Source organism: Burkholderia ambifaria AMMD (genome assembly GCF_000203915.1).
Taxonomy (GTDB): Bacteria; Pseudomonadota; Gammaproteobacteria; order Burkholderiales; family Burkholderiaceae; genus Burkholderia; species Burkholderia ambifaria.
Window position 1 is genome coordinate 2,446,739 of record NC_008390.1, and the last position, 20,355, is coordinate 2,467,093.

The following is a 20,355-nucleotide window of genomic DNA, read 5'->3' on the forward strand; positions in this document are numbered from 1 at the left end:
CGGCATTGGCGCGCGCTCGGCGATGTCGGTGCGCAGCTTCAGCACGTCGCTTGCGACGCCGCCAGTGGTCAGCCGGCGCTCGCTCGCGATCCCACGTCATACGTCATCGGATGTGGTCGAACGGCGCGCCACCCTCCTCATATTCCCCAATATTTGGGCATATTCCGGGTAAACCCGCGACGCCACGCCTAAAGCTCAGGCGTACCATGTCATACGACGACATACTACTTAAATCACCATCCCGACGCCGACACGGGCCGCCGCCCGTTTCGCCGCCCGACCGGAGACACCCTTGACCTCACCCGCCCTGCCCGGCCGCGACCCGCTCGCGTCCGCCGTTTCGAAAGTGAAGTGGCACGTGCTGCCGCTCGTGCTGATCATGTTCATCGCGAACTACATCGACCGCGTGAACGTCGGCTTCGTCGACCGCCACCTCGAAGCGTCGATCGGAATCGGCGCGGCCGCTTACGGGCTCGGCGCCGGCCTGTTCTTCGTCGGCTACGCGCTGTTCGAAGTGCCGTCGAACCTGCTGATGCAGCGCTACGGCGCACGCATCTGGCTTGCGCGGATCATGGCGACGTGGGGCGTCGTCGCGGCCGCGATGGCGTTCGTGTGGAACGACACGTCGTTCTATGCGCTGCGCTTCCTGCTCGGCGCGGCCGAGGCCGGCTTCTTCCCCGGCGTCGTGCTGTACCTGTCGCAATGGCTGCCGCCGCAGGAACGCGGCAAGGCGATGGCGATCTTCCTCGGCGGTTCCGCGTTCGCTTCGATCCTGTCCGGGCCCGTCACCGGCGCGCTGCTGTCGATCCACGGCTTCGGCCTGCAGGGCTGGCAGTGGATGTTCCTGATCGAAGGGATGTTCTCGGTCGCGCTGTGCGGCGCGAGCTGGCTGCTGCTGAAATCGCACATCCGCGACGCGACGTGGCTCACCGCCGACGAACGCGCGGCACTCCAGAACGCCCTCGATGAAGAGCGCGCGACCCGCGACGTGCGCTCGAAGGTGCACGTGTCGGCCACCACGCTGCTGCGCGACCCGCAGATCATGCTGTTCTGCTTCCTGTATTTCGCGATCCAGCTGACGATCTACGCGGCCACCTTCTGGCTGCCGACGATCATCCGCAAGATGGGCGGCCTCACCGACTTCCAGGTCGGCCTCTACAACACGATTCCGTGGATGATCGCGATCGGCGCGATGTACGGCTTCGCGGTGCTCTCCGCGAAGTGGAAGCATCCGCAGCGCTGGCTGTCGTTCGCGCTGGTGCTGGCCGCGTGCGGGCTGTTCGCGTCGACGTCGCACGATCCCGTCTGGTCGTTCGCGTCGATCTGCTTCGCCGCGCTCGGCTTCAAGGCCGCGTCGTCGTTGTTCTGGCCGATCCCGCAGGGCTACCTCGACACGCGCGTGGCCGCGGCCGTGATCGCACTGATCAACTCGATCGGCAACCTTGGCGGCTTCGTCGCGCCGACGGCATTCGGCTATCTGAAGCAACATACGGGTTCGATCACGGGCGGCCTGTATGCGCTCGCGATCGCGTCCCTCGTCGCGGCGGTCGCCGCGCTGTTCGCGCGCACGCACCGGCGCAGCGATCCGCCGCGCGGCCTGCCGGCCGACGAGTCCTTCACGAACACCGCGATGCTCCGCCATGCCGAACACTGATCGCCTGACCGTCGTCGTCTCGAATGCCGTCGACGGCGACCTCGCCACGTTCTCGCTCACGTCCGACGGCGCGCTCGCGCCGCTCGCCCGCTACCCGGCCGGCGACGCCGCGATGCCCGTCGCCGTGCAGCCCGATCGCGCGCGGCTGTACGTCGCGACGCGCGGCGAGCAGCCGACGATCGTCGCGTTCCGCGTCGCGACCGGCACCGGCGCGTTCGCCCGCATCGGCGCGACCGCGATCGACGCGAGCCTTGCGTACCTGTCGCTCGACCGCAGCGGCCGCTGGCTGCTCGGCGCGTCGTACGGCGGCAATTCGCTGAGCCTCTACGACGCCGCACACGTACGTGACGGCGACGGCGCGCCGCTGCAGGTCGTACACGGCATCGCGAACGCGCATGCCGTCGTCGTGTCGCCGGACAACCGCTTCGCGTATGTGAGTTCGCTCGGCTCGGACCGGATCTTCACGTTCGCGCTGGTCGAGGATGCCGGCGGCCTGCGTGCGCTCGAACACGGCGAAACGCGCGTGCCGGGCGGCTTCGGGCCGCGTCACCTGCGCTTCGCGCGCGACGGCCGCGCGCTCGTCGCGGTCAGCGAATTCCAGGCCACGCTCGCGACCTTCGCACGCGACACCGACAGCGGCCGCCTCGGCGACGCGCAGGTCAGCGGGCGGCACGCGGCCGTCGCCGACCTCCCGCAAGGCCACGCGCGCCCGCCCGCGCCGACCGTGCCCGCCGTGTGGGCCGCCGATCTGCACCTCACGCCCGACGAGCGCTTCGCGTATGTCAGCGAACGCACGTCGAGCCAGTTGCTCTGCTATCGGCGCGCTGCGGACGGCAGCTTCGAACCGGTGCACGCGACGCTCACCGAAACGCAGCCACGCGGCTTCGCGATCGACCCGTCGGGACGCTGGCTCGTCGCGTGCGGCGAACAGTCGGAATACGCGTCGGTCTACGCGATCGCGCCGGACGACGGCACGCTGGCGTTGCATGCGCGCGTGCCGGGTGGGCGCGGCGCGAACTGGGTTGCGATCGTCTGATTCTGATTGTCGAATGACCGATGGATCGACGCCGTGCGCATGGCCGGCATCGGCCGACAGCGGCCCGCGCGCCGTCAGCGCCGCTCGCTCGGCGCGACGCCGGTCCAGCGCTTGAACGCGCGCGTGAAATTCGCGCGGTCGGTATAGCCGACCCGCGCCGCGATCTCGTCGACCGGCAGGCGCGTGCCCTCCAGCAACCGCAGCGCATCGCGCAGCCGGATCTCGTCGAGCAGCGCCGAATACGTCGCACCGAATTCCGCGAGCTTGCGTTTCAACGTCCGCGCCGATACGTGCAGTTCGCGCGCGACGTCGTCCACCGACGGATAGCCGGCGTCACCGCAGATCAGCAGGTTGCGCACGCGCTCGACGATGCTTTCCGCATAGCCGAGCCGCGCGAGCTCGGCCTCGCATTGCTGGACGATCATCTGCGCGGTCTGCGCGTTCGCGGTGCCGATCGGCTCGTCGAGCAGCGCGGCGTCGCAGCGGATGCGGTTCGCGCTCGCGTCGAAATGACAGCGCGGCAGCCGCGCGCGATAGCGCTCGAACCACGGCGGCTCCGGCCATTCGAAATGCAGCTCGGCACGCGACTGCAGCGTGCGCCCCGGCGCGGGATCGAGCAGCGAGTTGAACAGGATCGCCGTCTCGACCAGGAAGTTTTCAACCGCGAACTGACGCAGCCGGCCGAGCGCAAACGCCTCGAGCACGTCGATGTCGACGATCCCGTCGAGCTGCGTGAGCCGCACCGAAAAGAACGGCACGCGTGTCGGCAGGTAGCGGATGCCGAGCGCGATCGCTTCGCCGAGCGTCGCGCAACTCATCAGCCCGAAGCCGATCAGCCCGGATTTCGTCAGGCTGCTGCGCAGGCCGATCTCGATCGCGATCGATGGGTCGTCCGTCGCGTCGAGCAGGTTGAACACGATCGCCGCCTGCTGCAGCGGCGTGATACGTGCGTCCGGCTGCGCGAGCCGGTCGCGCTCGACGCCCGAGCCGGCGAGAATGCGCTCGCCCTCGATGCCGCGCTCCTCGGCGAGCATCAGCATGAACAGCGCATACGCGGACGATACCGTCGCCTTGTTCAGCTGGCGCGCGGCATCCCGGGCGGACAGGGCCATGCGGCGGACTCCGGTGCGGTTTCGGCGGATTGTAGCGTCGCTGGCCCGCAATGACACCACGGCGGCACTCTAGCCGCGCGGGGCCGCAGCGGTCGCCGTCGCGCCGGCGATCGTGGCCCGAAATGACACCATCATTGGCACCGGCGGCCCTCGTGTGCGCGACGCGGTGCGCCTATGCTTGTCACATCGGCATTGCGCCCCACTCTTTCCGCACGGATTCCGGTCGATGAGCCAACCCGCACGAACCGCCTTTCGACACGACGCCGACAAGGTCGCGTATGTCCGCCGCGAGGTGAACGCCGCGAGCGACGCGCTCCGCGCGCGCTTTCCGCTGCTGGACAACCAGAACCTCGTCGGCGCGACCGTGATGGCCGTGTCGGTCAGCGCGATGCTCGCGATCGCGTGGCTGTATGCGCACGGCGCAATCGCGTGGTACGTCGCGCTGCCGCTCGCCGCGTTCGTCACGTCGCTGATCCACGAACTCGAGCACGACCTGATCCACCTGATGTACTTCAAGAAGACGCCGTGGGCCTATCACCTGATGATGGCGCTCTGTTGGCTCACGCGGCCGGGCACGATCAACCCGTGGACGCGCCGGCGCATGCACCTGCATCACCACAAGGTATCGGGCGGCGAATCGGATCTCGAGGAATTCGGCATCACCAACGGTGAACGCTGGGGCGTGAAGCGGCTGCTGATGATCGCGGACGGCATGCTCGCCGTCGTGTTGCGGCCGGATGCGATGCGCCGCAAGGTCAGGCAGTACGTCGCCGCGCAGTTGGCTCAGGATGCGTCCGAACGTATGCAATTGCGTGTCGAGCAGGTGTCGTCCTACATGCCGATCGGTCACGCGTACTACGCGCTGTGGCATGCGTTCATCGTCTATCACGTCGGGCTGTTCGCGCTGCGTGCGTTCGGCCATCCGATCACCGTGCCGGCCGCCGTCGAGCGGGTGATGCACGTCGTCGATTTCCTTGCGGTCGTGTGGCTCGGGCCGAATTTCGTGCGCAGCTTCTGCATCAACTTCGTCAGCTCGAACATGCATTACTTCGGCGACATCGATTCGCGCAACGTGATCCAGCAGACTCAGGTGCTCAACCCGAGGTGGATGCTGCCGTTCCAGCTGTTCTGCTTCAACTTCGGCAGCACGCACGCGATCCATCACTTCGTGGTGCGCGATCCGTTCTACATCAGGCAGTTGACCGCGCGCAGCGCGCATGCGGCGCTGCGTGAAGTCGGCGTGCGGTTCAACGATGTCGGCACGTTCAGGCGGGCGAATCGCTGGGGCGCGTATCGTCCAGATCGGGGGATGCGCAGCGTGCAGCGGGCCGACGCGTAACGGCGGCGCGCGGCGCGGCGCCCGCGTTAGTCCATCAATCGCCGATCGGCGGCATCGGTCCGTGCCCGCGGATCCATGCCCAGTTCGCGAGTTCGGCCATTTCCTTGTCGCCGCGGCTGTCGCCGTAGGCGAACAGTTTCGCGGGCGTCCGATTTCCCCACCAGCCGCGCAACCGCACGACTTTCTGCGGGCCCCAGCAGTTCTCGCCGTTCAGCCGCCCGGTGAACCTGCCGCGCTCGAACGCGAGGTGCGTCGCGAGCACCGTGTCGATGCCCGCCGTCTTCGCCCACTTCTCCAGATACAGCGACGGCGACGCGCTGACCAGCACGACTTCGTGCCCGCGCGCGCGATGCTCGCGCACCCGTTCCAGCATGTCCGGACGCACGAGGTTCGGCAGATAGCCGTCGACGAACCGGCGCGCGAGCGCATCGAGCGCGTCGTCGCCCATCGGGCCGAATGCAAACCACGCGAACTTCGCCTTCGCATCGCCGCGCGACAGCAGCCCGGCTTTCATCGCGGCGATCCACGGCAGCGCGCGCAGCCCGGCCCACGCGAAGCGCGGCGTGCCGACCGCGTAGCGGACGAAATGGCGGAAGCTGTCGGTGGTCGTGATGGTGCCGTCGAAATCGAACGCGGCGACGATACGGTCAGTCATGGAGAGGTGGGGAAGCGATGAGATGCGGGGGAAGATAGCAGACTCGGGGGCGGGGGCGGTCATCCCCGGTCACGTCGAGCGCGTCGATGATCGCCGCGAGGTCGCATACTGCGGCACGGACGCGCCGGCCACGGAAACCGGATTTCCGGCAGCTTACAGCCGCTCGTCAAAGGGGGTGGCGGGAGGCCGCGGGAGTTTGCTATACTCTCGGTCTTCCGGAGAGATGGATGAGTGGTTTAAGTCGCACGCCTGGAAAGCGTGTATAGGTTAATCGCCTATCGGGGGTTCGAATCCCCCTCTCTCCGCCAGAATCAGTGCGAAAGCCCCGCAAGATCAAACGATTTGCGGGGCTTTTTTGCAACATGCGGCGTGACGTCAAATCGTGTCGGCGCCTCGCCGATGCTTTCGCGACCGCTATGGGAATGGTCCACTCGTCGCAAGGTGTCGGGTCCGCCCCGTCGTGCATGCTTCGTGCTCGAAGGCGCCTAGAGTCGCCCACACTTGTACGTTTTAGTCCGACTGCCTTGTCTCGCCGGCCGACACATTCTCCATATCCGTGGCGTCGCTCTCCGAGACCCATCGCGTACCTTTCCGGCAATCGGACGCCAGGCCCCACCACTGCTGTCTCGATCGAAAGCAATTCGCGTATCAATTCGGCAGGTCCCGGAATTTGATCTCTCTCTAGCCTTCGTGGTGTGCGCACTTCATCGCCTCGGGACATCCATCCTCCGGCAACTCGTGGCGCCCTGATGAACATCAGGACGTGTCCTAGCCGAATCGCCAATACATGGCGCGCTCCCTGAAAAAACGATGATCCGGCTTTCCATATCCCAGTCATTTTCGAATTGAAACCAAACGCATTTCGATAAGCAACGAAAAGTCACAAAAAGACGCTAGCGACAGCTTGGAGTAAACCTTCAAAGATCGTTACCGCAGAGTTATCGTACCGAACTGCCTTTGGTATGATCTTTCGCGCAATCAATCCAGGCTCCCTTCTGGCGAATTGCGATGTTCAGTCGAAATATTATTGAAATATATTGTTATTTATTTGAAAGATTTAATTGCAACGCGTACGCATTCCGGCATTTGGATGTCGAGCGATAGTCGGACGCGTTCTGCACGAAACGGGGTAATCGCATGAGCGGGGAAGTCTTGCTGAAGGTGCTGCGCGGAGGCTACGCGCAGTTCGATCGCATCGTGAAACTTGACACGCCGCTTGGCGACGATTGGCTCACGCCGCTGTACGTCAAGATCAACGCGCGGCTCGGGCGCAATTTCGAGGTGACCGTTGACGCCTCATCCGTCATGGGCGACAAGATCAAGCTTAGCGCTCTCATGCTGCAACCCGTCACGCTCTGGATTCGCCAGACCGACGGCGGTTATCTGCCGATCCATGGCTATGTGCAGCGGGCGCGCCGCCTTGGAAATGATGGAACCGTCTCGTATTTTCAGCTTCAGTTCTCTTCGTGGCTGAGCTTTTTGAAGCTCAGCAGCGATCGGCGCGATTGGCAGGAAGCCAGCGGCTGGCAGATTCTCACCGACGTATTCGACAAGCATCCGCAGGCGTCCGGCAACTATGGGCAGGAACTACGCGCGGCGATGCGCTCGTATTCGCACCGCGTGCAGTGGGAGACTGACTGGAATTTCGTGCACCGGAGTCTGGAGGAAGTCGGCGTGTTTCCGCGCTTCGATTTCGCAAAGGACGGCAAGTCGCACAAGGTCGTCATGATGGACGACCTGTATTTCGGGCCGTCGCTGCCGAATTCGGAGATGAAGTTCAGCCACGCAGGTACCGACGAGGATTTCGACGGACTCACCCAGTTAAGCGAACAGCAGGACGCCCAAAGCGCGACGCTGACGCTCGGCACCGCCGACTACAAGCGTCCGGACCTCGACAAACAGGTCAGTACGCCGGCGGCCGATCTGGAGGATCTGCCCGGCCAAGGTGAAGACTATCTCTATACCGGCTCACAGACCTGGGCCGAATCCGATGCCGGACAACAGCAGGCCCGCATCCGCACCGAGGAATGGGCGTCGCGAGCAAAGCGCTATTTCGCGATCGGCAGCCCGCGCTATGCACTACCCGGCTACTGGTTCAAGGTGTCGGGGCATCCGGTTCTCGATGCCCTGCCGGAGGAAGAGCGCGAATTGTCGATTATCGCGAGTGACTGGCTGATTCAAAACAATCTGCCCGGCCTGGATGCGCTGACGCGGTTTCCGCGCAGCCTGCGCAGCGAGATCGAACAGGTCCAGGCGGCTGGGACGGGTGCGACCGTGAGTCACCGCGATGGCGGCGTCGGATTTTTCCACGTCGAGATCGAAGCGCAACGTCGCAAGACGCCGTTCCGCAGCCCGTTCGAGCACGAGAAGCCGGAGATGCATTTGCAGACGGCGATTGTCGTGACGGACAGCGATGAAGAAATCCTTACGGACGACGGCAACCGTGTGCGGGTCCGGACATCGAACAGTCGAAACGATCGCAATACGAAGTCGACGTCGTGGATTCGTGCGGCGATGCCGGACGCCGGCTCTAGGCGCGGCGGCTATTTCCCGTTGCGCAAAGATGACCAGGTGCTCCTCGGATTCGTAAATGGCGATTGCGACCGGCCGGTGATCATCTCGAGATTGCATGGTGGCGCGACGATGCCGGTATGGCATACGCACGGCCTGCTGTCCGGATTTCGGTCCCGCGAATACGGTGGAGACGGCTTCAACCAGCTCGTGCTGGATGACGCAAGCGGCCAGAATCGGGTCCAGCTTTCCACGACGAGTTATGCGTCGCACCTCCACCTTGGCTACCTGATCGAACAGTCCGATAACACGCGCGGCTCGTTCGTGGGCAGTGGCTTCGATCTCAAATCGGAGGCACACGGCGCGATCCGGGCGGTTCAGGGGCTGTCTATCTCAACCCATCCAGCCGCCGTGCAGCCAATGAACGTGTCGGCTGCGACCGATCAGCTCGCGGCTTCGGAAGCGGTATTCGAGACGGTCTCGCAGGCGAGCGAAACGAATCGGGCCGAAAGCCTGCAGGACGGCAGCGATGCGCTGAAAGCCTTTACCGAGATGACGCAGCATAGTGTGCCGGGCGCAACACAAGGCGGGCGCACGGCCGGCGGCGGAACGGGGAGCGCCAGTGGGTTTGCGAAGCCGGCGCTGCTGCTGTCGAGCCCGGCGGGCGTCGGACTTTCCAGCCAGCAATCGATTCACGCGTCGGCGAATCAACAGGTCAACCTCGTGGCGGGGAAGAACGTCAACCTTGCGGGCGGGAAGTCGCTTCTCGCGAGCGTGATGGACAAGATCAGCCTGTACGCGCAAAACCTCGGGATCAAAATCTTCGCGACCAAAGGTCCCATCGAAATCCAGGCTCAGAACGATGCGCTGACGATGCTGGCGCAGCAGGACGTCAAGATCGAGAGCGCGTCGGGACGGATGATCTTGCGCGCGGAAAAGGAACTGATTCTTAACGTCGGTGGTTCGTATATCAAGATCACGCCTGACATGATCGAGAACGGGACGTCGGGCCAGATTCTCGAGAAATGCGCGTCGTGGGACAAACCCGGGGCATCCACCATGACGTTGCGAGACCCGTTGAACGGCACGCCGGTGTCAAAGCACGGCGGTTACGCGGACGATTTTTCCGGTTGATCGGGACACCCCATTTCTGAAGCACGATAACGACTTGCGATTCAAATTGCCATGACGGACAAGCACCCTCCCAAACAACCACCGAAAAAGCCCGAGCCGGACGCCAAGCCGGCGTACACGCCGCTTGCATGGAGCTATCCGTTTTCGCCTGCGACCAAGGAAGGTGCAACTCCGGATACCACGGATCCCATGACCTACATGAAGGTACTTGCGACCGCGGAGGATGGTTTTTATCCGCTGGGGGCCAGTGGCATCTGGCACGGCGGCATTCACTTCGGCCAGAAGACCGGCGAGGCGCTGAAACAGGACGACGGTGTACGCGCGATTGCCACCGGGGAGGTCGTCGCGTACCGGCTCGATAGCGAATACCCTACGCTGACCTATCAGGACCAGCGTCATGCCTTGTACTCGCGGGGCTTTGTGCTGATCCGCCATACTTTGCAATTGCCACCCGCACCGAAAAAGACGGAACCAGCACCCGCCCCCGCAAATGCACCAGCCGGATCCCCCCCCTCAGGGGGCAATGCAACGCCTCCGGCGCCAGCCCCGACACCAGCACCCGCGTCCTCCGGTCCGCCGCCCGGTGAAACACTGACGTTCTTCAGTCTGTACATGCATACGCTCGACTGGAAAACGTATAAGGCGGCGCTCGATCAGCCAAAAACGGCCAATGCGGATCCCAAGGCACCGCAACTTAAGCCTGCGCCCTACTGGGAAGTCGACCGTTCGTATCGCGCATTGAAACCGAACAAGCAGGATCTTCCCAAACGCAAGCCGATCGATCCCGGTGCGCTCGGCGACGATTCGTCGCCGCAGCAACAAGGCCCGGACGATGTATTGCCGGAGCCTGTAGCGGGTGTGCGGGTTCGGATTATTCCGAACGGGAAACTGCTCGGTTTGCTGCCCGAGGGAACGGAACTTACCGTGAACGAGGCCGATAACGGTGGGCGCAAGGGCTGGGCAAAAATCACGAAGATCATTAAAGGTGATCCGGTGGGTCCGGTCGTCGGTCAGTCGCCCGATGTGCAGTTGAAGTGGGGTTACGTTTTCGTTTCCGAATTGGCGCCGATCCCTCAGTCCGGCCCCGTCGATAAGGTGGTCGTGCTCAAGAAGCCGTATCCCGTCAAGGCGGGAGACGTCGTCGCGCATATCGGCCAATACCAGCGCTATAGGGAAGCCAAGCCTACCCCTCCGCTACCCACTCGGCCGTTGCTCCATCTCGAAATCTTTGCAGGCCCCGATCTTCCTGCGTTCATCACCAAGAGTCAGGCACGCGCGCAGGAGTTGCCAGAGACGGACAAGCCATTTCTGGAAATTTTGAAGGGCGCGAAACTCGTGACGAAAGCGCCCGATCCGGATTACACCCTCGAGCAGACGGGTTTGAAGCTGGTACCGGTCAGCGATCCGAAATCGCGATGGGTCAAGGTGCAGCCCAAGACCGTGAAAATGCCCGCCGAGCAGCCGGAGCCGCCTGCTCCTGCTGGCAAAGGGAAGCACAAGCCAAAGCCAGCGAAAAAGCCGGAGCCCATCGAGACGTCGACCGGTAGCCCGTTCTGGGTCGACAGCAGCCTGGGTCTGATCAATCAAATGACAACAGCCCCTGTCAAGGGCTGGAAAGACTTTCCGCTAAAAGTAAGTCAGGCAGAGGGGCCAGGCACGGACTTTAGCAATGTGTTGCGGATAATCGATCTCGACAAGGAGGGTCCGCAGAGCTTGGCACGAGAAGACAAGGACGCGAGTGGAAAAGCCAAGCGCTGGTGGAACGTGACCGTTGGCACGAAAGACGGTGGAACTCGTCAAGGATGGGTGCGCGAGCAGGACCATCCCAAGGTGAAACTGTGCAGCCCGTGGGACTGGCCGGGGTTCGAACTCGTCGACAACAGTTCGACCACAATGGTCGATATGTTCAAGCGTTATCTGTTCGTCGCCGGACTCGCCATGGGAGAGGATCAGGACAACTTCAAACCGAGTGCGGATGCGTTGGCCACCAGTGACCTCATCCAGAAGCTCGAACAGGCCATTGATGTCAATCACGATGGCAAGGTAACGGCGGCAGAACTGGCGGATGCGCAAAAAACGAAGTGGTTGGCCGAGGCAATCTCGCATATGGTCGTGAAGAGCGAGAGCGAATGGGGCGGCAACATGGGGAAGTGGGAGGACATCTTGCCCCATATGAAGCTCGTGCCGTGGAAATGGCAGAACGAGATGGACCGGATCAAGAAGCTTCAGTGGTGGGAGGAAGTTCAGAGCATCGACGCGAAGATTCTTCCTAAAGAGCCGAAGCCATGGCATTTCCATCCGATTGGGCTGATTGGGAATTTCAAACAATCGTGCAATTGCATCGATACCGACAAATTCATTGAAGAATACAAGAAGCAACACTCTGAAGATTTCGGCTGGTATGATAACCCGGGTTCGAAAAAATCAACCCTTAAACCACTGAATTCAGAATCCGAGCAAAATTTGCGACAACTTATAAATGGAATAAGAAAATATTTCATTGATGGCAGCGGCGGCTGTGATATCCCGAAAATCTCCTATATGCTGGCAACAGCGAGAGTGGAGTGCTACGACTGGATTAACGGAGTTTTCTTTGGCCCAAGAGCTGAAGGAATCAGCTACGAGAAGGCGGAAATTGACTACGGAGTTGGCCAAACTGCCAGACGAGCGGATTACGCACGAAAAATGGGTAATGCTGCTGACGGCGACGGCTTTAAGTACCGTGGCCGCGGCCTCGTGCAAATCACATGGAAAGGAAAATATTCAACATTTGAAAGCCTGCTAAACGTCCCTCTCGTTGATCACCCAGAAATGGCGTGCGAATGGGATGTAGCATTAAGAATTATGGTTATAGGCATGACGCAAGGAACATTCACTGGATCCTCATTAAAGGATTTCATAAATGAGTCAACAACAAATTATCATGATGCCCGGCAAATAATTAATGGATTTGACAAGGCAGACATCATTGCCGGATACGCCAAGAAATTCGAGGAAATCCTGAAGGAATCAAAATCATGATGAAGATAGCCCGCATCGCTCTAATTTCGCTGTTGATTCCAACATCAATTGTGGCGGCCAAAGAATGTTCAAGCGAAACGTCGTGCGAATTTCGCATCGATGATCAATGGAATTTAATACACACAAGTGACGGCAAAAAAATTAGCCTCGCAGGGAAAGAGGTTAACAACATATCCATGCAGGGCACATATGTCATGTTGCGCAGCGGGGAATATTATTTGGTAAAGGAGAGCGATTCCGCCGACAAGTCGTTTGTAATTGTGCCAATTATAAAATCAAAAAACGGCGCATCATTTGATCGAGTCATATATTTCTCGATCGAGGCACAGGAATCGTCCAAGCGCGGATACGCAGTCTGGTCCGGCGACGAAATTTCCTTAAGCGAGCCAAGAGAATTATCGAAGTTCTCATGGAGCGCCGCGTCACAATGGCAGAACAACTTCAAACCAGCAAGGTCACCCGACTCCAAGAGCAAGATTCAAGATGGATTTCGACTTGCAGAACTGACCATTCACAACCTCGACGGCAGAGCAATTGGAAATCGCACCTACATTTACCCCAACAAACTGGGAGCCACACCAGAAAGTTTGGTTTGCTACAAATCATGCGTTCCCAAGCTGCCTGGCTCTACAATGGAATTTCGGGGCGGCATAGGGAGCTACCCAATTGAGATGTCGATTACCGAGAGTGGAACATCGATTCGCGGGACATATCGATATCAGAACAAAGGTGGCGACCTCAATTTGATTGGCAACAATACTGAAGGAAAAATTAGCCTGAGTGAATACACGGAAGATTCACAAAAAAGGATAACCGGTAAATTTTCGGCAACGAGGCAAGGAAATCAGCTTGACGGAGTCTGGGTTGCTCAGCCTCAGGGTCGGCAACTTCACTTCTTCGCAGTCCCGGATGGTATTTGATCCGCTCACTTGCCTGATTAGACAATCCGGACGCACGACGATGATGGTAAGCCACCGTTGCCGATCCCCCGGAGAATCGTTAATGGGCGCCGGCCCGCTCCGTTAGAGTCATCCAGATAGCCGCCGGCATTACTTGAGAGCCATTTTTCTAGACTGAGTCATGATCAACCTGATCCGCATCGGTGACGACACGGACCACGACGGCAAGGTCGAAACCGCCTCCACGACCATGCGCTTCGACGGCCGCTATGTCGCCCGCAAGGGCGACCGCGTGTCGTGCCCGCGACATCCTGACGTGTCACCTAACCTCATCGAGGAAGGCGATCCATCGATGACTGATGACGGAATACCGATCGCACGGCACGGCCATCGCGCGACGTGTGGCTGTCACCTGATTTCGAGTCTCCTCTGACTGACACCCATTGCCCGACCGATGTAAAAGCGGTCATCACCGCTCGCCGCGTTGAGATTGTCTTGGGTCACAGACGAAAACGTGAAGCCGCTTGATTCTCCAGAAATCAAGCGGCTTTTCCGTTGATCCGCCGACACACTCCCCCCTCACGGATGCCGAATATAATCCACCAACGCCCGCGTATACTCATCCGGCTCCCGATCGACCAGACTGACCGCGATCGCCACCACAAACCCCGCCGGCACCCCGAACACGCCTGAACTGATCGGCTCGATCCCGAACCACGTCCGCCCCGCAAACCCCGTCAACTGCGTGAAATAGGGATACGTCGACACGATGTAGTACACGCACACCGCAAGCCCCGTCACCATCCCGGCGATCGCGCCGCGCGTCGTCGTCCGTTTCCAGAACACCCCCAGCACGAGCACCGGAAAGAAACTGGACGCCGCGAGCGAAAACGCCGCACCGACGAGAAACAGAATCTTCCCCGTATTGAGCGACGCGACATACGACGCGAACAGCGCAACGCCGAGCAGCAGCACCTTCGAGACGGTCACGCGCCGCTGGCTCGATGCATCGGGCGCGACCATGCAGTAATAGACGTCGTGCGACAACGCATTCGCGATCGTCAGCAGCAATCCGTCCGCGGTCGACAGCGCCGCGGCCAGCGCACCGGCCGCGATCAACCCCGACACGACATACGGCAGCCCCGCGATCTCCGGCGCGGCCAGCACGACCATGTCCGGCTGCATCTGGATTTCCGACCAGTGGACGATGCCGTCGCGAATCACCTCGACGACGCTGATCAGGTCCGGTTCGAAGTGATGCCACTGCGTGACCCACGCAGGCAGCTCGGCGATCGGCCGCCCGACAAGGCTGGTGAGAATCTCGTACTTGATCATCACCGCGAGCACCGGCACGCTCAGGTAGAACAGCGCGATGAAGAACAGCGTCCAGCCGACCGAGCGCCGCGCGGACGCCACCGACGTCGTCGTGTTGTAGCGCGTGAGGATGTGCGGCAGGCTCGCGGTGCCGAGCGACAGGCACAGCAGCAGCGCCAGGAAATTCCGCTCGCGCGGCTTGCGCTCGTCGTCGCTCGCGGCAGGAAACGGCTCGTGCATCGGCACGGGCGGCTCGGCGCGCGCCAGCAGGTCGTCGCGCGCCTGGGTCCAGATCACGCGCGCGCCCGTCGGGTCGCGCGGGAAGTCGGCCAGCTCGCGCTCGCGCTGGTTAATCTCGCGCAGCGGCCCGTTATGGCGCCGCAGGTCCGCAAGCTGGTCGACGAGTTGCCGGCGTGCGTCCGCATACGATCCGGGCAAGCGATCGAGCTGCGCCTGGACGAGCGCGGCCTGCCCGCGATACGCATCGCGCACCTGCTGCTCCTCGGCCGCGTCGCGCACTTGCGCCTCGCGCGCCGCCACACGCTCCATTAGCTTGCCGTAATTGAACTGCGGCACCGGCCCGAGCCCGTTCTTCATCGCGATCAGCGACACGGGGATCAGGATCGCGCTGATCAGGATGATGTACTGCGCGACCTGCGTCCACGTGACCGCGCGCATGCCGCCGAGAAACGAGCACACGAGAATGCCCGCGAGCCCGCAGAAGATGCCGATCGCGAAGTCGACGCCGATGAAGCGCGTCGCGATCAGCCCGATCCCCTGGATCTGCGCGACCAGATAAACGAACGAGCACAGGATCGCCGCACCGGCCGCCAGCGCGCGCACGGCCGTACTCGAAAAGCGCGTGCCGAGAAAATCGGGAATCGTGTAGCGCGCGAGCTTGCGCACGTACGGCGCGAGCAGGAACGCGACGAGGCAGAACCCGCCCGTCCACCCCATCACGTAGGCGAGCGCATCGTAGCCGGTTGCGTAAAGCGAGCCGGCGAGACCGATGAACGACGCCGCCGACAGCCAGTCAGCCGCGGTCGCCATCCCGTTGAACGCGGACGGCACGCGCCGCCCGGCCACGTAGTATTCGACGAGATCGGACGTGCGCGACAGCAGCCCGATCACCGCATACACGGCGATCGGCACGAACAGGAACACGTAGCCGATCCAGACGCCGGAGCCGGCCGCGCGCTCGATCCGCCACAGCAGCAGCACGAAGCCCAGAAAGCCGAGCGTGTAGAGCGCGTACGCGCGAATCAGTCGATGCGTCAGCATGGATCAGCGGGCATGGTGCGGATTGCCCGCGTGCGCGGCATGCTCGTCGTACGCACGCCGCAGCGCACGGTCCGCGCGCTGCATCAGGCCGATGTAGACGACGATCAGCACCAGATACACGAGAATCGCGCCCTGCGCGCCGACGTAGAACGGCAGGCTGAAACCGGCGAAGCGGATGCCCGCGAGCGCGGGCGCGAAGAACGGCACGACGAACGACACCGTGAAACCGATCGCCATCAGCACGAGGATCAGCGCGACGTTGAAGCGCCAATAGCGCGCATGAGCGCGCGCGAGCGGCTCGGGAACGGGCGGCGGCGCGGCACGCGCCGGACGGGACGGAACGGTCATGCCGTTATTTAGCCAAAAGCCCCTGCGCGGACAATCGGGATTGCCGCGCGGGGGCTCGTGCGCACGACGTGCGCAACAGGTGCGATCAGCGCACTTCGGCGAGCTGATCGAGGATCGCCGGGTTCTCGAGCGTGGACGTGTCCTGCGTGATCGCCTCGCCCTTCGCGAGCGAGCGCAGCAGGCGCCGCATGATCTTCCCCGAGCGCGTCTTCGGCAGGTTGTCGCCGAAGCGGATGTCCTTCGGCTTCGCGATCGGCCCGATCTGCTTGCCGACCCAGTCGCGCAAAGTCTTCGCGAGCGCCGCCGCTTCCTCGCCTTCCGGGCGCGAACGCTTCAGCACCACGAACGCGACCACCGCCTCGCCCGTCGTGTCGTCCGGACGGCCGACCACCGCCGCTTCCGCCACCAGCTCATGCGAGACCAGCGCCGACTCGATCTCCATCGTGCCGAGCCGGTGGCCCGACACGTTCAGCACGTCGTCGATGCGGCCCATGATCGTGAAGTAGCCGGTGTCCTTGTCGCGCACCGTGCCGTCGCCGGCCAGGTACAGCCGGCCGCCGAGTTCCTCCGGGTAATAGCTTTTCTTGAACCGCTCCGGGTCGCCCCAGATCGTGCGGATCATCGCCGGCCACGGCCGCTTGACGACCAGGATCCCGCCTTGCCCGTTCGGCACGTCCTGGCCGGTCTCGTCGACCACCGCGGCCATGATGCCCGGCAGCGGCAGCGTGCACGAACCCGGCACCGTCGGCGTCGCGCCCGGCAGCGGCGTGATCATGTGGCCGCCGGTTTCGGTCTGCCACCACGTGTCGACGATCGGGCAGCGCTCCTGACCGACGTGCTTGTGGTACCACATCCACGCTTCCGGATTGATCGGCTCGCCGACGGTGCCGATGATGCGCAGGCTCGACAGGTCGTAGCTCTTCGGGTGGACCTTGTCGTCGGCTTCGGCGGCCTTGATCAGCGAGCGGATCGCGGTCGGCGCGGTGTAGAACACGGTGACCTTGTGATCGCCGATCATCTTCCAGAAGCGCCCGGCGTCCGGATAGGTCGGCACGCCCTCGAACACGACCTGCGTGCCGCCGCACGCAAGCGGCCCGTACGTGATGTACGTGTGACCCGTGACCCAGCCGATGTCGGCCGTGCACCAGAACACGTCGGTGGGCTTCCAGTCGAAGGTCCACTTCATCGTCTGCGCGGCCCACAGCAGGTAGCCGCCGGTGCTGTGCTGCACGCCCTTCGGCTTGCCGGTCGAGCCGGACGTATACAGGATGAACAGCGGATGCTCGGCGCCGACCCACTCCGGCGCGCACGTGTCGGACTCGGCGTCCGCGAGTTCATGCATCCACAGGTCGCGCCCGGCGTGCCAGTCGACCTTGCCGCCGGTGCGGCGATAGACGATCACGCTCTTCACCGCTTCGCAGCCGCCCATCGCGATCGCTTCATCGGCGATGCTCTTGAGCGGCAGCGTCTTGCCGCCGCGGGCCTGCTCGTCGGCGGTGATCAGCGCGACCGCGCCGACGTCGACGAGCCGCTCATTCAGCGATTTCGCGGAGAAGCCGCCGAACACGACCGAGTGCGTCGCGCCAATGCGTGCGCAGGCTTGCATCGCGACGATGCCTTCGATCGACATCGGCATGTAGATGACGACGCGGTCGCCCTTCGCGATTCCGCGTTTCTTCAGCGCATTCGCGAAGCGCGACACGCGTGCGAGCAGATCGGCATAGGTGACGCGCGTGACGGTGCCGTCGTCGGCCTCGAAGATCACCGCGACGCGCTCGCCGTTGCCGGCTTCGACGTGACGGTCGAGGCAGTTGTACGACGCGTTGAGTTCGCCGTCGTCGAACCACTTGTAGAACGGCGCGTCACTCTCGTCGAGCACCTTCGTGAACGGCTTGTGCCACGAAAGGCCTTCGCGGGCGAGACGCGCCCAGAAGCCCTCGTAATCGCGCTCGGCTTCGGCGGCCAGCGCCTGATAGGCCGGCATGCCGGAAATGGTTGCCGCCTTCGCAAGCGCCTCGGGCGGCGCAAACTGACGGGTTTCGTGAAGAACCGATTCAATCGCAGACATCGACTACCCCTTGGTGAACATGAATCCTCTGCATGGCGGCGCGATCGTGCGCACCGCGTCTTGGCCGGCGCACGCGTGCGCCGCTGTCTCCCACCACCTGCGCGCGCCTCGAAGGCCCGCACGATGCTGCGCCGCACCACGTCACGCGACGGTGAACGTATGGCCCGGCGATTTCCACGATAAGCGCTCGAACTTACCCATCACTTACGCGGCCTCGCCGTTTCGCACGCCGCCGCGCCACGGTCGGCGCTTGGCCGTCGGCTTTACGCTGTTACAACTGCGACCCTACAATCGTAACTGAACTCGCCCCCCGGACTCCAGCTTGAATCGCTACGCCCTCTTCCTCATTCTGTCGATGCTGTTCGTCGGCAGCAACGTCGGTATCGGTAAATCCATCGTCGTCTTCGTCCCGGTCGCCATCCTCGCCACGCTGCGCTTCGTGATCGCGATCGCCGTCCTGTGGCCGCTGTTCAGCCCGGTGAAGATGCGCGCGGTCCGGCGCGCGGAATGGCTGAACCTGTTCCTGCAGGCGTTCTTCGGCACCTTCATGTTCACGTTGCTGATGCTCAACGGCGTGCAGCGCACGAGCGCGGTCGCGGCCGGCGTGATCACCAGCACGATCCCCGCCATCGTCGCGCTGTTCGCGTGGCTGATCCTGCGTGAAAAACCGAACGGCCGTGCGCTCGTGTCGATCGCGCTCGCGATCGCCGGCGTCGTGACGATCAATCTCGCGAACGGCGGCGCGTCCGCGCACGACGCCGGCGCCGCCTCGTCCGGCTCGCTGACCGGCAACCTGCTGATCCTCGGCGCCGTCTGCTGCGAATCGATCTACGTGATCCTGTCGCGCCGGCTCACGCAGACGCTCGCGCCGATCGACATCTGCGCGTACACCCACCTGTTCGGCCTGTGCCTGATGCTGCCGCTCGGCGCGACGGCGCTGTGGCAGTTCGATTACGCGAGCGTGCCGGCCGGTACGTGGGCGCTCGTCGTCTGGTACGGGCTGTCGGCCAGCATCTTCTCGTTCTGGCTATGGATGAAGGGCATCCGGCACGTGCCGGGCAGCCTCGCCGGCGTGTTCAGCGCGGTGCTGCCGGTCGCGGCCGCCGCATACGGCATCGCGTTCCTCGGCGAACGCCCGACGCCCGCGCACGGCATCGCGCTCGCGTGCGTCGTCACCGGCATCGTGCTCGCGAGCCTGCGCGTGAAACGCGCGCCGGCCGCGGCTGCCTGATCCGTCCCCGGCTCTCCGGGCGCGTCGCTGCAGTCGCGCCGGCCGACGCGTTACAATAGCGCGCCTTTTCAAGATTACCCCCGATACCTGCGCACAGCGCCCCGTACCTCCATCATGTCTGCCTCGCATTCGCCCGGCCACACCCGTCGCTCGCTACGCCCCCTTCCCGCGCTGATCTTCATGAGCCGCTGGCTCCAGGTGCCGCTTTATCTGGGCCTGATCGTCGCGCAGGCCGTCTATGTATTCCTGTTCCTGAAAGAAGTCTGGCATCTGCTGTCGCACGCGACCAGCCTCGACGAGATCAGCGTGATGCTCGCGGTGCTCGGCCTGATCGACGTCGTGATGATCTCGAATCTGCTGATCATGGTGATCGTCGGCGGCTACGAAACGTTCGTGTCGCGCCTCGGCATCGAGGGCCATCCCGACGAGCCCGAGTGGCTCGACCACGTGAACGCGGGCGTGCTGAAGGTCAAGCTGTCGATGGCGCTGATCAGCATTTCGTCGATCCACCTGCTGAAGACCTTCATCAACCCGGACCAGCACACGACGCACGCGATCATGTGGCAGGTGATCATCCACGTGTCGTTCCTCGTATCGGCGCTCGTGATGGCGTGGGTCGACCGCCTGACGACCCATACGCACCCGGCCCATTTCCACGAGACGCACGCGCCGGCAGCGAACGAGTCCCGCAAGCCGGCCGAAGCAGCCGTCAACGCATAAACGCATTCCCCACTGTCCCCACAGAGTCTCAG

Annotated in this window: 14 protein-coding genes and 1 tRNA gene; 10 read left to right on the forward strand and 5 right to left on the reverse strand. The window is 63.0% G+C overall.

Annotation, left to right across the window (positions count from 1 at the left end; translation table 11 throughout):
- Nucleotides 1–292 precede the first annotated feature (292 nt).
- Nucleotides 293–1,654: an MFS transporter gene (locus tag BAMB_RS11210; RefSeq protein WP_011657429.1), complete on the forward strand. Its 1,362-nt coding sequence runs from the start codon at nt 293–295 to the stop codon at nt 1,652–1,654.
- Nucleotides 1,641–2,690: a lactonase family protein gene (locus BAMB_RS11215; RefSeq protein WP_011657430.1), complete on the forward strand. Its 1,050-nt coding sequence runs from the start codon at nt 1,641–1,643 to the stop codon at nt 2,688–2,690. Before BAMB_RS11210 ends, BAMB_RS11215 begins: the two co-directional genes overlap by 14 nt.
- Nucleotides 2,691–2,764: 74 nt before the next feature.
- On the opposite strand, the gene BAMB_RS11220 is transcribed toward BAMB_RS11215, so the two are convergent.
- Entirely contained in the window at nt 2,765–3,802 is a 1,038-nt protein-coding gene (locus tag BAMB_RS11220) for an AraC family transcriptional regulator (protein ID WP_011657431.1), read from the reverse strand.
- Nucleotides 3,803–4,028: 226 nt separating this feature from the next.
- Here BAMB_RS11220 and BAMB_RS11225 point away from each other — a divergent pair, with 226 nt between their 5' ends.
- Nucleotides 4,029–5,141, forward strand: a complete 1,113-nt coding sequence (locus BAMB_RS11225) for a fatty acid desaturase (protein ID WP_011657432.1) — start codon at nt 4,029–4,031, stop codon at nt 5,139–5,141.
- A 34-nt stretch (nt 5,142–5,175) separates the two neighbouring features.
- On the opposite strand, the gene BAMB_RS11230 is transcribed toward BAMB_RS11225, so the two are convergent.
- Nucleotides 5,176–5,796: an HAD family hydrolase gene (locus BAMB_RS11230; RefSeq protein WP_041491220.1), complete on the reverse strand. Its 621-nt coding sequence runs from the start codon at nt 5,794–5,796 to the stop codon at nt 5,176–5,178.
- 217 nt (nt 5,797–6,013) lie between these two features.
- Here BAMB_RS11230 and BAMB_RS11235 point away from each other — a divergent pair.
- The 5 genes from BAMB_RS11235 (at nt 6,014) to BAMB_RS11250 (ending at nt 13,794) form a co-directional block, all read left to right on the forward strand.
- Nucleotides 6,014–6,104: transfer RNA gene (locus BAMB_RS11235), tRNA-Ser, on the forward strand.
- 829 nt (nt 6,105–6,933) lie between these two features.
- Nucleotides 6,934–9,441: a type VI secretion system Vgr family protein gene (locus BAMB_RS11240; RefSeq protein WP_011657434.1), complete on the forward strand. Its 2,508-nt coding sequence runs from the start codon at nt 6,934–6,936 to the stop codon at nt 9,439–9,441.
- Between the two features lie 51 nt (nt 9,442–9,492).
- Nucleotides 9,493–12,462, forward strand: a complete 2,970-nt coding sequence (locus BAMB_RS11245) for a calcium-binding protein (protein WP_011657435.1) — start codon at nt 9,493–9,495, stop codon at nt 12,460–12,462.
- Nucleotides 12,459–13,382 (forward strand): hypothetical protein, encoded by a 924-nt coding sequence (locus BAMB_RS35300; protein ID WP_127456326.1) that lies wholly within the window; start codon nt 12,459–12,461, stop codon nt 13,380–13,382. Before BAMB_RS11245 ends, BAMB_RS35300 begins: the two co-directional genes overlap by 4 nt.
- Nucleotides 13,383–13,542: 160 nt before the next feature.
- Nucleotides 13,543–13,794, forward strand: a complete 252-nt coding sequence (locus tag BAMB_RS11250; RefSeq protein ID WP_011657436.1) for a PAAR domain-containing protein — start codon at nt 13,543–13,545, stop codon at nt 13,792–13,794.
- Nucleotides 13,795–13,940: 146 nt separating this feature from the next.
- Here BAMB_RS11250 and BAMB_RS11255 read toward each other — a convergent pair whose 3' ends face one another.
- From BAMB_RS11255 to acs, 3 genes are all read right to left on the reverse strand, one after another.
- The gene (locus tag BAMB_RS11255; RefSeq protein WP_011657437.1) at nt 13,941–15,956 is read right to left on the reverse strand and encodes a sodium:solute symporter family protein; all 2,016 of its coding nucleotides are present in this window, start codon (nt 15,954–15,956) and stop codon (nt 13,941–13,943) included.
- 3 nt (nt 15,957–15,959) lie between these two features.
- Complete coding sequence (locus BAMB_RS11260) at nt 15,960–16,304, reverse strand: DUF4212 domain-containing protein (RefSeq protein ID WP_011657438.1); 345 nt, start codon at nt 16,302–16,304, stop codon at nt 15,960–15,962.
- 85 nt (nt 16,305–16,389) lie between these two features.
- Nucleotides 16,390–18,372, reverse strand: a complete 1,983-nt coding sequence (gene acs, locus BAMB_RS11265; RefSeq protein ID WP_011657439.1) for an acetate--CoA ligase — start codon at nt 18,370–18,372, stop codon at nt 16,390–16,392.
- A gap of 322 nt (nt 18,373–18,694) precedes the next feature.
- Between acs and BAMB_RS11270 the strand changes: the two genes are divergently transcribed.
- Both BAMB_RS11270 and BAMB_RS11275 read left to right on the forward strand, forming a co-directional pair.
- Entirely contained in the window at nt 18,695–19,603 is a 909-nt protein-coding gene (locus tag BAMB_RS11270; protein ID WP_011657440.1) for a DMT family transporter, read from the forward strand.
- Between the two features lie 114 nt (nt 19,604–19,717).
- On the forward strand, nt 19,718–20,323 hold the full coding sequence (locus BAMB_RS11275; protein ID WP_011657441.1) for a TIGR00645 family protein: 606 nt from the start codon (nt 19,718–19,720) through the stop codon (nt 20,321–20,323).
- Nucleotides 20,324–20,355 lie beyond the last annotated feature (32 nt).

What these genes read in the sequence shown, in the direction of transcription:
- BAMB_RS11215 (WP_011657430.1), top strand. Translation starts at nt 1,641, where the DNA reads ATGCCGAACACTGATCGCCTGACCGTCGTCGTCTCGAATGCCGTCGAC.
- BAMB_RS11225 (WP_011657432.1), top strand. Translation starts at nt 4,029, where the DNA reads ATGAGCCAACCCGCACGAACCGCCTTTCGACACGACGCCGACAAGGTC.
- BAMB_RS11220 (WP_011657431.1), bottom strand. Translation starts at nt 3,802, where the DNA reads ATGGCCCTGTCCGCCCGGGATGCCGCGCGCCAGCTGAACAAGGCGACG.
- BAMB_RS11245 (WP_011657435.1), top strand. Translation starts at nt 9,493, where the DNA reads ATGACGGACAAGCACCCTCCCAAACAACCACCGAAAAAGCCCGAGCCG.
- BAMB_RS11260 (WP_011657438.1), bottom strand. Translation starts at nt 16,304, where the DNA reads ATGACCGTTCCGTCCCGTCCGGCGCGTGCCGCGCCGCCGCCCGTTCCC.
- BAMB_RS11240 (WP_011657434.1), top strand. Translation starts at nt 6,934, where the DNA reads ATGAGCGGGGAAGTCTTGCTGAAGGTGCTGCGCGGAGGCTACGCGCAG.
- BAMB_RS11250 (WP_011657436.1), top strand. Translation starts at nt 13,543, where the DNA reads ATGATCAACCTGATCCGCATCGGTGACGACACGGACCACGACGGCAAG.
- BAMB_RS11275 (WP_011657441.1), top strand. Translation starts at nt 19,718, where the DNA reads ATGTCTGCCTCGCATTCGCCCGGCCACACCCGTCGCTCGCTACGCCCC.
- BAMB_RS11230 (WP_041491220.1), bottom strand. Translation starts at nt 5,796, where the DNA reads ATGACTGACCGTATCGTCGCCGCGTTCGATTTCGACGGCACCATCACG.
- BAMB_RS11255 (WP_011657437.1), bottom strand. Translation starts at nt 15,956, where the DNA reads ATGCTGACGCATCGACTGATTCGCGCGTACGCGCTCTACACGCTCGGC.
- BAMB_RS35300 (WP_127456326.1), top strand. Translation starts at nt 12,459, where the DNA reads ATGATGAAGATAGCCCGCATCGCTCTAATTTCGCTGTTGATTCCAACA.
- acs (WP_011657439.1), bottom strand. Translation starts at nt 18,372, where the DNA reads ATGTCTGCGATTGAATCGGTTCTTCACGAAACCCGTCAGTTTGCGCCG.